14 protein-coding genes are annotated in these 12,809 nt (G+C 60.9%); 10 read left to right on the top strand and 4 right to left on the bottom strand.

Features of this window, described 5'->3' with window-relative positions:
• Positions 1-278: 278 nt before the first annotated feature.
• Positions 279-2,276 (bottom strand): methyl-accepting chemotaxis protein, encoded by a 1,998-nt coding sequence (locus CUJ84_RS00430; protein WP_105004773.1) that lies wholly within the window; start codon positions 2,274-2,276, stop codon positions 279-281.
• Positions 2,277-2,696: 420 nt separating this feature from the next.
• Here CUJ84_RS00430 and rpmH point away from each other — a divergent pair, with 420 nt between their 5' ends.
• The 8 genes from rpmH to CUJ84_RS00390 all read left to right on the top strand — a co-directional run bounded on the left by rpmH (position 2,697) and on the right by CUJ84_RS00390 (position 8,276).
• Positions 2,697-2,831, top strand: coding sequence for a 50S ribosomal protein L34 (gene rpmH / locus CUJ84_RS00425; RefSeq protein ID WP_003545006.1), 135 nt, complete (start codon positions 2,697-2,699; stop codon positions 2,829-2,831).
• A gap of 21 nt (positions 2,832-2,852) precedes the next feature.
• Positions 2,853-3,254, top strand: a complete 402-nt coding sequence (gene rnpA / locus CUJ84_RS00420; RefSeq protein WP_064245136.1) for a ribonuclease P protein component — start codon at positions 2,853-2,855, stop codon at positions 3,252-3,254.
• Complete coding sequence (yidC, locus tag CUJ84_RS00415; protein ID WP_105004772.1) at positions 3,254-5,047, top strand: membrane protein insertase YidC; 1,794 nt, start codon at positions 3,254-3,256, stop codon at positions 5,045-5,047. The genes rnpA and yidC overlap by 1 nt, the downstream gene beginning before the upstream one ends.
• 153 nt (positions 5,048-5,200) lie before the next feature.
• Positions 5,201-5,854, top strand: coding sequence for a ribosome biogenesis GTP-binding protein YihA/YsxC (gene yihA, locus CUJ84_RS00410; RefSeq protein ID WP_105004771.1), 654 nt, complete (start codon positions 5,201-5,203; stop codon positions 5,852-5,854).
• 266 nt (positions 5,855-6,120) lie between these two features.
• Complete coding sequence (locus CUJ84_RS00405; RefSeq protein WP_018244551.1) at positions 6,121-6,330, top strand: cold-shock protein; 210 nt, start codon at positions 6,121-6,123, stop codon at positions 6,328-6,330.
• A gap of 133 nt (positions 6,331-6,463) precedes the next feature.
• On the top strand, positions 6,464-6,688 hold the full coding sequence (locus CUJ84_RS00400; RefSeq protein ID WP_105008050.1) for a hypothetical protein: 225 nt from the start codon (positions 6,464-6,466) through the stop codon (positions 6,686-6,688).
• 121 nt (positions 6,689-6,809) lie between these two features.
• On the top strand, positions 6,810-7,085 hold the full coding sequence (locus tag CUJ84_RS00395) for a hypothetical protein (RefSeq protein ID WP_024323874.1): 276 nt from the start codon (positions 6,810-6,812) through the stop codon (positions 7,083-7,085).
• A 114-nt stretch (positions 7,086-7,199) separates the two neighbouring features.
• Positions 7,200-8,276, top strand: coding sequence for a sensor histidine kinase (locus tag CUJ84_RS00390; protein ID WP_105004770.1), 1,077 nt, complete (start codon positions 7,200-7,202; stop codon positions 8,274-8,276).
• Positions 8,277-8,550: 274 nt separating this feature from the next.
• Here CUJ84_RS00390 and CUJ84_RS00385 read toward each other — a convergent pair whose 3' ends face one another.
• From CUJ84_RS00385 to CUJ84_RS00375, 3 genes are all read right to left on the bottom strand, one after another.
• Complete coding sequence (locus CUJ84_RS00385) at positions 8,551-9,105, bottom strand: fasciclin domain-containing protein (RefSeq protein WP_105004769.1); 555 nt, start codon at positions 9,103-9,105, stop codon at positions 8,551-8,553.
• A 154-nt stretch (positions 9,106-9,259) separates the two neighbouring features.
• Positions 9,260-9,979: an anti-sigma factor gene (locus CUJ84_RS00380; RefSeq protein ID WP_105004768.1), complete on the bottom strand. Its 720-nt coding sequence runs from the start codon at positions 9,977-9,979 to the stop codon at positions 9,260-9,262.
• Positions 9,976-10,515 carry a sigma-70 family RNA polymerase sigma factor gene (locus CUJ84_RS00375; RefSeq protein WP_105004767.1) on the bottom strand — a complete coding sequence of 180 codons (540 nt, stop codon included), beginning with the start codon at positions 10,513-10,515 and terminating at the stop codon, positions 9,976-9,978. The genes CUJ84_RS00380 and CUJ84_RS00375 overlap by 4 nt, the downstream gene beginning before the upstream one ends.
• A 143-nt stretch (positions 10,516-10,658) precedes the next feature.
• On the opposite strand from CUJ84_RS00375, the gene argB reads away from it, so the two are divergent.
• Positions 10,659-11,546 carry an acetylglutamate kinase gene (argB, locus tag CUJ84_RS00370; RefSeq protein WP_105004766.1) on the top strand — a complete coding sequence of 296 codons (888 nt, stop codon included), beginning with the start codon at positions 10,659-10,661 and terminating at the stop codon, positions 11,544-11,546.
• Between the two features lie 67 nt (positions 11,547-11,613).
• Complete coding sequence (locus CUJ84_RS00365) at positions 11,614-12,762, top strand: alpha-hydroxy acid oxidase (protein ID WP_105004765.1); 1,149 nt, start codon at positions 11,614-11,616, stop codon at positions 12,760-12,762.
• The last annotated feature ends 47 nt before the right edge of the window (positions 12,763-12,809 follow it).

The following is a 12,809-nucleotide window of genomic DNA, read 5'->3' as shown; positions in this document are numbered from 1 at the left end:
GCCGCCCGGAGGCGGCTCGCGCTAATGGCTGCCCCTCACCCTAACCCTCTCCCGGTAAAAAACGGGGAGAGGGGACGTGCCATGCGAGAGCGAGTGGGAACGGAGAGGGCGCGGCATGTCCCTTCTCCCCGCCTGCGGGGAGAAGGTGGCGGCAGCCGGATGAGGGGCTGGTGTCGGCAATCTCCTGGGCCGAGGATGACGCCGAGTAGAGAGTGAGGCTGTCAACAAAGAAACGCCGCCCGGAGGCGGCGTTTCAAGGTGCGTTCTATCTATACAGATCAGAACTCTTCCCAGCTCTGCTCGGCTGCGGCCGCATTACCGCCAAAGGCGCGGGCGACCTTTGCGATCGCCCGGCGGGCGGGCGAGGCAACCGGTCTTTGCGGCTCGTTGCGGACAAGCGCCACAGGTGCCGGCGCATCATCCGACAGTTTGAAGCGGGCAATGAGGCGGACCAGCCCACCGGCTTCGGCCGAAAGCCTGTGCGTGGCGGCGGAGGTCTCTTCCACCATCGCAGCATTCTGCTGTGTCACCTGGTCCATCTGGTTGACGGCGGTATTGACCTCCTTGAGGCCGGTCGACTGTTCGGTCGCAGCCGTCGCGATCGAATGGATATGGTCGTTGATGGCGATAACGCGGGTGCCGATTTCGGCCAGCGCTTCGCCGGTTGCCTGCACCAGCTTGACGCCAACCTGCACCTCGTTGCCCGACTTGGTGATCAGCGCCTTGATGTCCTTGGCAGCCGTTGCCGAACGTTGGGCCAATTCCCGCACTTCCTGCGCCACCACCGCGAAGCCCTTTCCGGCATCGCCGGCGCGTGCCGCCTCGACGCCGGCATTCAGCGCCAGCAAGTTGGTCTGGAAGGCGATCTCATCGATGACGTTGATGATCTGGCTGATTTCGCGCGAGGCCTGCTCGATGCGGCCCATGGCCTCGACGGCATTGCGCACGACGACGCCGGAGCGGCCGGCATTCTCCTTGGCTTCGGACACCATGATGGTGGCTTCATGCGCCCGCTCGGTGGAATTCTGGACGACGGCGGTGATCTCGTCGAGCGCCGCCGAGGTCTCTTCGAGGGCGGCCGCCTGCTGCTCGGTGCGCTTCGACAGGTCATCGCTGGCATTGCGCAACTCGGCGGTGTTGCCGTTCATCGCTTCCGTCGTCTCGCGCACTTCGCGCATCGTCGCCTGCAGGGTGACGAAGGTATTGTTGACGTTCTGCTGCAGCTCGGCGAAGGCGCCCTGGAAGTTGCCGCTCATCGTCTGGGTGAGGTCGCCTTCGGCAAGGCTTGCGACGACGCGGCGGGTCTCGCCGATGCCGGCATCGACGCTCGACAGCAGCGTGTTGATGTTGCCGGCAAACTGGTTGAGGTTATCGTCCTCGTAGTCCTTGCTGATGCGATGGCTGAAATCGCCGGCCGCAGCCGCGGCCACGACGACGGACATGCTCGACTGCAAGTCGTCGCTCTTGGCGCGCATCGCCGCCTCCTGGGCGTTCAAGCGCTTGATGGCGAGGCCGTTCGCTTTGAAGACCGCAACCGCTGCGGCCATCTCGCCGATTTCGTCCGGACGGCCGGCAAAGGGGACCTCGGCGTCGAAATTGCCGTCGGCGACTTCCTTGATCGCATGGGTGACACGCTTGATCGGGCGGCTGAGATGGCTGGTGCCGATATAGAAGCCCATGCCGATGCCGACCGCGATGCCGATGCCGGTGATGCTGAGCACAAGCATCAGCACCTGAGTGCGGAAGCTCTCGATCTCGGCATTGACGGTTTCCAGCGCTGCCTTGTCGGTGGCGACGACGGCATCGATTTCCGCCTGGAACGCCTTGCGGTTGGCGCGGTTGGCGTCATTGTTGCCTTGTTGGCCGGCGGCTTCGGGGCCGACTTCCGTGCCGAGGCGGGCAGTTTCCGTGCGGAAGGTGCGGAATTCCGCGGCGCGGGCGACAAGCTTGGCAAAATCGGCCTTCTCATCCTCGGGAACGAGCGGCGCCCAGCCCGAGATGACCTTGTCGATCTCGTCGAGGTCGGCCATCAGACCCTTGGCGAAGTTCGGCGTATCCTTGATCGTTTTGGCGGCATAGATGCCGCGCGATTCCATGACCACCGCCGTGACGAAACGGTTGAGCCGCTCGCCGGCATAGGCGCGGGCTGCGGCATGCTCGTAAGCCGTCAGGTTGCGACTGTATTCGTGCATGGCGGACAATGCCGTTGCGCCGATCAGAAGTGCGACCGCGCCCATCACGCAAACCAGCAGATTAATTTTGCCCCGGATCTTCAATGCAATGCCTCCTAGCTACGCCACTGCCTGGAAAGCAAATTTCCCAGTCGATGCTTGAATATCGGCGAAATTTATTAAAGTTAGATTTCTAATATTTACGATTATGGCTTCGGAATTGATCCATGCCGCATACGGTTGGGCGGCGTAAACGCCTGAAAACCGGGGCGATCGATCTGCCTCGGCGCAAATCTACAACCACTCAGGGCAGTCCTCATTTATTAACACCAGAGTGCGAAATTACTTTCGAGGCCGGCAGTGCAGAGTGAAATGATCCGGCATAATTGACTTTTACGGGCTTCAACCTTATAAGCCCGCGCACGTTCGGTCACTCAAGCCTTTCATGGCCCGCCCGTTCGAAAAACAACGCTCCTTGCATTATGCAAATTCAAGAAGGGCCGCACTCCGCGGTGTTTAAAATAAATGAAGCGTACCTACCAACCATCCAAGCTTGTTCGCAAGCGTCGCCACGGTTTCCGTGCGCGCATGTCCACGAAGGGTGGCCGCAAGGTCATCGCAGCCCGCCGCGCGCAGGGCCGCAATCGTCTGTCGGCGTAAGGCCGGGTTGCCCGGTAAGAGATGGCGGGCGAATTGACGACCAGTGAAAAGAAACACACTGTCGGGCGGCTGAAGAGCCGCCCGCAGTTTCTTGCCGCGCGCGAGGGCGAAAAACGCCGGGGCGGCCTCTTCCTTCTCGAAGTCCTCGACCGGAAGGAACCCGACAGCCAGGCACGCGTCGGTTTTACAGTCACCAAAAAACATGGCAACGCGGTCGAACGGAACCGCATGCGCCGCCGCCTGAAAGAGGCGGTGCGGCTTCATGCGGGGTTTGCAATGCAGCCCGGACACGACTATGTGGTTGTCGCGCGCAGGGACGTGCTTGACGCGTCCTTCCAGGAATTGGCCGCGGAACTGAAATCCCGCGTGGAAACCAGGCCGAAACACCGGCGCTCCGGAGACGGACGCCCCAGGAACGTATGATGGAAAACAACCGCAATTACTTCATTGCGATCGCTCTCTCGGTGCTGATCGTCCTCGGCTGGCAATTTCTCTATATGAATCCGCGCATCGAGGCCCAGCGCAAGGTGCAGGAAGCCCAGAAGGCGCAGCAGCAGACCGAGCAGGTGCAGCAGCCGGCAGCAGGCGGCGAGACGCCGGCCCAGCCGAGCGGTGCGGCACCTACCAGCCAGGCGGCCGCAACAGCGACGCTCGAGCAGGCGCTGGCAAAGAGCCCGCGCGTCGTCATCGACACTGCTGCCCTCTCCGGCTCAATCAACCTTGCCGGCGCCCGCCTCGACGACCTGAAGCTCAAGGGCTACCACGAGACCGTCGACGACTCGAGCCCGATCATCACGCTGTTCAGCCCGGCGGAAACCAAGGACGGTTACTTCACCGAACTCGGCTATATCGGTAGTGACGCGACGGGCAGCGTTCCCGGTCCCTCGACGCTCTGGACGGCTCCGGAGGGCGCCAAGCTCACCGAAAAGACGCCGGTGACGCTCTCCTATACCAACGACAAGGGCCTGACGTTCACCCGCACCATCTCCGTCGACGAACGCTACATGTTCACTGTCGCCGACAAGATCACCAATACCGGCCAGGCGCCCGCCGCGCTCAATTCTTACGGCCGCGTGACGCGCTACAACAAGCCGACGACGCCCTCCGTCTACGTGCTGCATGAAGGCTTCATCGGCGTCATCGGCGATGACGGACTCGTCGAAACCAAATATAGCGCCGCCGAAAAGGAAGCCGTCAAGCCGGCCAAATCCACCGGTGGCTGGCTCGGCATTACCGACAAATACTGGGCCGCGACGATCGTTCCACCGCAGAGTGCTCCCTATGAGGCAAGCTTCTCGCATTTTGCCGATGGTCAGCCGCGCTATCAGGCCGACTACAAGGAAGATGCCTTCACCGTTGCGCCTGGCCAATCGATCGAACTCAAGAACCTCGTCTTCGCCGGCGCCAAGGAAGTGCCCGTCATCGACGGTTATGAGGCCAGCTACTCGATCCCGAAGTTCGACCGGCTGATCGACTGGGGCTGGTTCTATTTCATCACCAAGCCGATGTTCAAGCTGATGGACTTCTTCTTCCGCTACTTCGGCAATTTCGGCGTGGCGATCCTGTGCACGACCATCGTCGTCAAGGCTCTGTTCTTCCCGCTCGCCAGCAAGCAGTACGCTTCGATGGCGAACATGAAGCGCATGCAGCCGAAGATGGAGGAGCTGAAGGCGAAATTCGCCGACGACCGCATGGGGCTGCAGCAGGCGACGATGCAGCTCTACAAGGAAGAGAAGATCAATCCGATCGCCGGCTGCTGGCCGGTGGCGCTGCAGATCCCGATCTTCTTCTCGCTCTACAAGGTGATCTACATCACCATCGAAATGCGGCACGCGCCGTTCTTCGGCTGGATCAAGGACCTTTCGGCGCCCGATCCGACGACGATCGTCAATCTGTTCGGCCTGCTGCCCTTCGAGGCGCCGACCATTCTGCATCTCGGCGTCTGGCCGCTGATCATGGGCATCACCATGTTCCTGCAGATGCGCATGAACCCGACGCCGCCCGATCCGACGCAGGCGATGATCTTCACCTGGATGCCGCTGGTGTTCATGTTCATGCTGGCAAGCTTCCCGGCCGGCCTGGTCATCTACTGGGCCTGGAACAACACGCTCTCGGTGGCGCAGCAGTCGGTGATCATGAAGCGCCACGGCGTCAAGGTCGAGCTCTTCGACAATCTAAAGGGCCTGTTCCGACGAAAAACGGCGCCGTCCAAATGATACTTGCCAAGCCCCGCTCCGGCGGGGCTTTTCTTTTCCGGCAGCGGAAGAAGGAGGCAAAGCAATAGGCTGCAAACGGCCTCGAAGCTTGACATCCGCCCGCAAAACCACGAAGCCCGGTAAAAGACCCAACCCAGAGATTGCAGAGCCCGCATGCCCGAAACCGAAAAGCCGCTCTTCGGCCACCCATGGATCTTCATCCGCGGCGTACCGTCCCTGAACTTCCTGCCGCCGGAAGGGCCGTTGGAAGTGGCCTTTGCCGGTCGCTCGAATGTCGGAAAGTCGTCGCTGATCAATGCGCTGGTCGGCCAGAAGGGCCTGGCGCGCACCTCGAACACGCCGGGACGCACGCAGGAACTCAATTATTTCGTGCCGGACGGTTATTCCGGCGAAGGCGGCGACCTGCCGCCAACGGCGATCGTCGACATGCCGGGCTATGGTTATGCGCAGGCACCGAAGGAGCAGGTCGACAAGTGGACCAAGCTCGTTTTCGATTATCTGCGCGGCCGCGCGACGCTGAAGCGCGTCTATGTGCTGATCGACAGCCGCCACGGCATCAAGAAGAACGACGATGACGTGCTTGATCTGCTCGACAAGGCCGCGGTCTCCTACCAGATCGTGCTGACCAAGACCGACAAGATTAAGGCCGCGGGTGTGCCGAAACTGCTTGCGGAAACGGCGGAAAAGATCCGCAAGCGCCCGGCCGCCTATCCCGGCGTGCTGTCCACCTCGTCCGAAAAGGGCGATGGGCTGGACGAACTGCGCCAGGCGATTGCCGAAACTCTCGGCATCGCCCGCTGGAAGTAGAGGGCGCCCCGTCCCCGACGCGGCGACCTGTCTGGTGTAAAGGCCTCTACGACATCCCAAAGTTGAATATGCCGCTAATTGAAAACTAAAGGTTGACGGCGCGGCTTTGATGAGCTAGATAGCGATCATCGAATTTTGCTTGCTGGCTTGGTTATCGCGCGATTGGCACCGCGCTCTGAACGAACTTCCTTTCAAAAATCGCTATCACCATCCGCATCGCCTTGGCGTTGCGGTTCTTCAATATTGCTATGAAAGGGTTCATCATCATGGCCACTGGCACAGTTAAATGGTTCAATTCCACCAAAGGCTTCGGCTTCATTCAGCCTGATAATGGCGGCGATGACGCCTTCGTTCACATCTCCGCCGTCGAGCGCGCCGGCATGCGCGACCTCGTCGAAGGCCAGAAGATCGGCTTCGACCTCGAGCGTGACAACAAGTCGGGCAAGATGTCCGCTTGCAATCTCCAGAACGCTTAAATCGGTATCTGCTTCCCTTTGACCACGGATGTACTGGCACTGCCGGAAGCACGTTATCAATCCAAGGCCAGGCGATTTGCCTGGCCTTTTTGGTTTTCGCTCGCGCGTCGAGCCCTCCAATATCGGAGCCAACATGACTGAGACACACAGCAAATCTCGCCAGCGGGCGCAGATTGCCTTCGGCAACGTCCAGACCCAGTTCTTCGCGAAGAACCAGGCGGCCGAAGAGCTCGAATCCGACGCCCAATCGCAACAGGCAAAGACGTTGCGGCTTCGGGAGGCCCGGCTTGCCAGGGAACAGAGTGACCGGGTGTCGGCAACCTCTGCCCTCATTGCCAAACGCGCCAGGGCCCGCTGAGATCACAACCCGATCGACAAGGCTCGAGATTTAAACCGCGTCTGAAATGACGGGCTTGCAGATCGCGCGCTGCAGCATGGCCGAAGGCGTGCTGGCATTCACTCGCACCAAGGAAGCGTCAATGGCAGAGACTGCGAACGAACTTCAATCGATCAATACGGCCTGGCAGATCGCCATTCAGGAGATCCTGCGCATGGTGATCAGAGACATGTATCACGGCGGCGGCGAAGCGTCGTTCAGGACCCATATCAAGCGTATCGAAGAAGCGGCCGTCGACAGTATTTACACGGATTTGCGGCTGCGCGGGACTGATGAATGGACGGAAGTCCTGGTCAAGGAAAGGGCGAGCAATTTCGTCACGACCCTGCTGACGTCATTTACCTATGACCGGGCTTAAATCACCCTGTGGCCGGCAATCGATGGACGTGCCGCCGATCAACGCTTGCGTCCCCGCAAAGCAACCCTAGTTCTCCTGCTGTGTGGGAGCAGCCGCGTCCAAGAGTAATATTTGATGACCGATAGCAAAGACCAGCCGATTTCGCCCGAAGGCGTCGGCAACTTGCCCCATCTTGCCGAAGCCCTTGATGATGACCGGTTTCGGCACTTTCTCGATCATGTGCCATTCGCGGTGGCTGTCTCCGAACTCGGTGGCGACGAGCCGCTGGTTTATGTCAATCTCGAATTCGAACGGCTGACGGCGCTTGAGGCAACCGAGGTCCAGGGAAAACCCTGGCTGGAAATTAGATTGAACTCCACCGCCGTCTCCGGAGAGGTGCCGCTCACAGCCGCTGTGACCTCTGCGGAGGAGTATGTTGGTGCCTTCTCGCTGGTGGCCGAAGCCGAGAGCACCGTCATTATCGATGTCTGGTCGAATACGATCGTCGACGACGATGACACGCCGCTTTTCCGATTGGTGGCCTTTGCTGCCCGCAATGAGGCGACGGCCGCTGAGAGCTTCAGCGAATTGCTGACGGAGAAAGATGTCCTTCTGCGGGAACTTCAGCATCGCGTGAAGAACAATCTTCAGATGATCACGGCGCTCATCCGAATGGAGGCGCGCAATGCTCAACAGAATGAGGAAAGCGAGAGGTTTGCACGGCTTGCCGGGCGGATTGAGGCCTTGGCCCTGCTCTATCGCTCGCTGTCGGACGAAGAGAAAGGCGCAACAGTCGATCTTGGCACCTATGTCAGCCAGATTGCCGCCTCGGTGATGGCGGCCCACGCCGTGGAAGGGATCCGGCTGGACATGAAGGTCGATACCTGGCCGGTTTCGGTCGACGTCGCCATGCCGGCCGGCCTCGTCATCAACGAACTCCTCACCAATACACTGAAGCATGCCTTCGTGGGGCGTGATGGCGGCGAGATCACGCTCCGCTGTGTCGTCAGCGATACCGGGTGCAGGATCACCGTTGCTGATAACGGGGTCGGTCTTCCCAAGGATGTGACCTGGCCGCAGCCGGGAAAGCTGAGCGCGATGATCGTACAGTCGCTGAAACAGAATGCCCGCGCCGAGGTTGAAGTCAGCTCGTCCCCTGACACCGGCATGAGTGTCTCCCTCGTCTTCCCGAGAGTTGAAGCGGCCCGATAGAGCGCTGCGCGTCTTTTCAGACGCGCTAAGGACGCTCTATCACTTTGAATCTGCGCGTAATCCTTTCCGAAAATCGATTCCGATTTTCGGGGTTTATGCGCTAGCCACCTCATCGATTTGTGTTTGGGGCGCCCTTAGAGCGGTTCAGCTTTTTATGGAAGCGCAGAACCGCTCTAACCTTTTGTTTTTGCGCAATTCCGGACGGAAAACCGCTCTGCACTTTTCCTGGAATTGCTCTAGGAGCGCCCCAATGCGTCTGGCGATACGAGCGGGCTTACATCTTCGGCAGCAGCACCTTGTCGACGACGTGGATGACGCCGTTCGACTGCTTGACGTCGGCAATCGTCACATGGGAGACGCCGCCGTTTTCATCGGTCAGCGTGATCTTGCCCATGCTCTCCTTGGCTTTCAGCACGCAGCCGCCGACGGTCTTGATGTCGTGCTCGCCGCCGTCATCCTTGATCATCTTGGCAACGGTCTTGGCCATCGCATCGGCGGCAACGACGTGGCAGGTCAGAACCTTGGTGAGCGTCGCCTTGTTTTCCGGCTTCAGCAGCGTATCGACGGTGCCCTTCGGCAGTGCGGCAAAGGCTTCGTTGGTCGGCGCAAAGACGGTGAAGGGGCCCTTGCCTTCGAGCGTGCCGACCAGGCCGGCAGCCTTGACGGCGGCGACCAGCGTCGTGTGATCCTTGGAATTCACGGCGTTCTCGATGATGTTCTTGCTATCGAACATCGCAGCACCGCCGACCACCGGGTTCTTGGCGGCAGCAAAGGCGACGGCGGACATGGCTATGGCGAGCGCGACGCCGCGCGATACGGACTTGATCATGATTTTCTCCTCACCGGACACCATCCGCGGGGCTTGATGCCTGAGCGTCGTCCGGACAATTCGAACTACGGAGGGCCGCGCCGAAGAGTTTCAGACAGGAGAAATTTGATTTGCGCCGGCACGATTATGGCCGGCACCATTATGGTCGGTGCGATTATGGTCGATGCAGGGGGCCGCTTGCGATCACCGGACCGGTCGCCTGGCCGGTCGGCGAACCTCCGAAGGGTTCGAGGCTGACGGCAAGTGTTGCGCCATCGGCGACTTGGCTGCGCAATTCGGCGGGAATGACAAGTTCACCGCTTTCGCCCGGCTGGAAGACGCCGAGCGATCTCGTCATACCGCTGCCCGGTACCAGCCAGAGTTCCAGCGACTTCTCCTCCGGCTTGCCGGCGGCGACCGGCACGATCTTCAGCCGGCCGCTCTGCAGCTCATAGGAGGCGAGAAGATTGATGGTGCTGTTCTGGCCCGAAAGCGAGGCCACCAGTGGTGCCGGTCCCTGCGGCTCCGGCACCACGCCGGAGGCGAAGATGACGGCGCTGACAGCGACGACGATGCAAGCAAAGCTCAGCGAGCGCCAGAAAACGGCGGAATTCCAGAGCCCTTGCGAAAAGGATGCGGGCTTTTGACCATCGCCGAAAAGCCGCGCCTCGATCTGCTTGAAGGTTTCCCGGTTCGGAGCGGCGGCTTCATACTCGTCATTGAAGGAGGAGAGGTTGGTTTCCCAACGGCTGACGATCGCAGCGAAGGGCCGATCGTGGCGCATGCGCTCTTCCACCACCCGGCGATCCTGCAGCGACAGGACGCCAAGCACATATTCGCCGGCGAGAACCTCGTCGCGGGAGCGGTCTCCCTTGCTTTTGTCGGGCGATGTCATCGTTCCATGCACTCTCTCAGTTTCAAGAGGCTGCGCCTGAGCCAGGTCCGCATCGTGTTCAGCGGGACACCAAACTGATCGGCCAGTTCCTGGTAGCTCAGCCCTTCGACATAAGCCCGTTTCACCGCGACCGCACGATCAGCTTCCAACTCTTCCATGCAGGTGTCAATCCGCCTTCCTTCATCCTTCGTCGCCGTCTGCATTTCCGGGTCGGGCCCGGCATCGGCAAGATCATAGACCGTGTCCAATTCGTCGGCGACCGGCTTGCGCGCCCGCAGCGCATCGATCGACCGGTTGCGGGCAATCGCGGCAAGCCATGCCGATGACGAACCCGAGGTGACGGAGAAGCTGCGAGCGCGCTGCCAGATGCTGATATAGACTTCCTGCAGGGCCTCTTCGGCTTCCGTGCGATCCTTCAAGATACGCAGGCAGATCGAGAAAAGTTTCGGTCCGGTCTGATTGTAGAGGGCCACGAAAGCCCTGCGGTCGCCGACTGCGACGCGGCCGATCAGGTCTGCGATGTCATCGCCTTGCATGCCGTTCCTCATCTCAAGCTTGCGTGCGCCAGACGGTAACGGCGTCCGGCTCCGCGCCAGATACGAAAAACTATTGCCCTCTGGATTATTCCCTCTGTCAGAAACTTGCGATAAAAGGCCGCGAACAATTCTGCGGGGTTCCCATGCACGAAACCGAAAGCGAAATGCAGGCACGGCTTCTGGCCAAGGCACTGCCCTTCATGCAGCGTTACGAGAACAAGACGATTGTCGTGAAATATGGCGGCCATGCCATGGGCAATCCCGAGCTCGGCAAGGCCTTTGCCAGCGACATCGCCCTTTTGAAGCAATCGGGCGTCAACCCGATCGTCGTTCATGGCGGCGGCCCGCAGATCGGCGCCATGCTGAGCAAGATGGGCATCGAATCGAAATTCGAGGGCGGGCTTCGCGTCACCGACCAGAAGACGGTCGAGATCGTCGAGATGGTGCTCGCCGGCTCGATCAACAAGGAAATCGTCGCCCTCATCAATCAGACCGGCGAATGGGCGATCGGCCTTTGCGGCAAGGACGGCAACATGGTCTTCGCCGAAAAGGCGCGCAAGACCGTCAAGGATCCGGATTCGAACATCGAGCGCGTGCTCGATCTCGGCTTCGTCGGCGAGGTGGTCGAGGTCGACCGGACGCTGCTCGATCTGCTCGCCCGCTCCGAGATGATCCCGGTCATCGCGCCCGTGGCGCCTGGCCGTGACGGCGCCACCTACAATATCAATGCCGATACCTTCGCCGGCGCCATTGCCGGCGCGCTGAACGCCACCCGTCTGCTGTTCCTCACCGATGTGCCGGGCGTGCTCGACAAGAACGGCCAGCTTCTCAAGGAGCTTTCCGTCGCCGAAGCGCATGCGCTGATTGCCGACGGCACGATTTCGGGCGGCATGATCCCGAAGGTCGAGACCTGCATCGATGCGATCAAGGCCGGCGTACAGGGCGTCGTCATCCTGAACGGCAAGACCGCCCATTCCGTGCTGCTCGAGATCTTCACCGAGCACGGCGTCGGAACGCTGATCGTTCCCTGAACGAGGCTGCGCCCTTCACTTGCGAAGGGCGGATCTTCCTGACACGGGAACAGGTATCGAGGAAAAAATGCGCCTGACAGACTGCTATAATTTTCACGATTTCCGGCGCATGGCCAAACGGCGTCTTCCCGGGCCGATATTCGACTATATCGACGGCGGTGCCGATGACGAGGTGACGTACCGGCGCAATACGGCGGCCTTCGAGGCTTGCGATCTGGTGCCCGACGTTTTGCGCGGTGTGGCCGAGGTCGACATGTCGGTGACCGTCATGGGGCAGAAGCTCGCAATGCCGGTCTATTGCTCACCGACAGCGTTGCAGCGCCTTTTTCACCACCAGGGGGAGCGGGCGGTCGCGGCGGCGGCGGCAAAACACGGCACGATGTTCGGCGTCTCCTCGCTCGGCACGATCAGCCTGGAGGAAGCCAGAAAGATCAGCAACGGGCCGCAGGTCTATCAGTTCTATTTCCACAAGGACCGCGGCCTCAACCGCGAGATGATGGCACGAGCGAAAAATGCCGGCGTGCAGGCGATGATGCTGACGGTCGACAGCATCACCGGCGGCAACCGCGAGCGCGACAAGCGCACCGGCTTTGCCATTCCCTTCAAGCTCAATCTTGCGGGCATGACCCAGTTCGCGATCAAGCCTTCCTGGGCGATCGACTGGCTGACGCATGAGCGCTTCCGGCTGCCGCAGCTCGAAAACCACGTCAAGATGGATGGCGGCGCGTTGTCGATCAGCCGATACTTCACCGAGATGCTGGACCCCTCGATGTCGTGGGACGACGTGGCGGAGATGGTGCGCGAATGGGGCGGGCCATTCTGCCTGAAGGGCATCATGTCGGTCGAAGACGCCAAGCGCGCGGCCGAGATCGGCTGCAGCGGCATCGTGCTTTCCAATCATGGCGGGCGCCAGCTCGACGGCTCGCGCAGCGCATTCGACCAGCTGGCCGAGATCGTCGACGCCGTGGGCGACCGGATCGACGTGATGATGGATGGCGGCGTGCAGCGGGGAACGCATGTTCTTAAAGCGCTGTCGCTGGGGGCGAAGGCCGTCGGGCTCGGGCGCTACTATCTCTTCCCGCTTGCCGCTGCCGGACAGCCCGGCGTCGAACGGGCGCTGGAGACGATGCGCACCGAGATCGAGCGCGGCATGAAGCTGATGGGCTGCACCTCGGTCAGCCAGCTCAGCCGGCGGAATCTGCGCTTCCGTTCCTGAGCGGAACGGGATGTCATTCCGGGCCGCAGCCTTTCGCACCAGACCTG

Origin of the sequence: Rhizobium leguminosarum (assembly GCF_002953715.1) — a bacterium.
Lineage (GTDB): Bacteria > Pseudomonadota > Alphaproteobacteria > Rhizobiales > Rhizobiaceae > Rhizobium > Rhizobium leguminosarum_V.
This window is presented reverse-complemented; position numbering and strand designations above follow the sequence as displayed.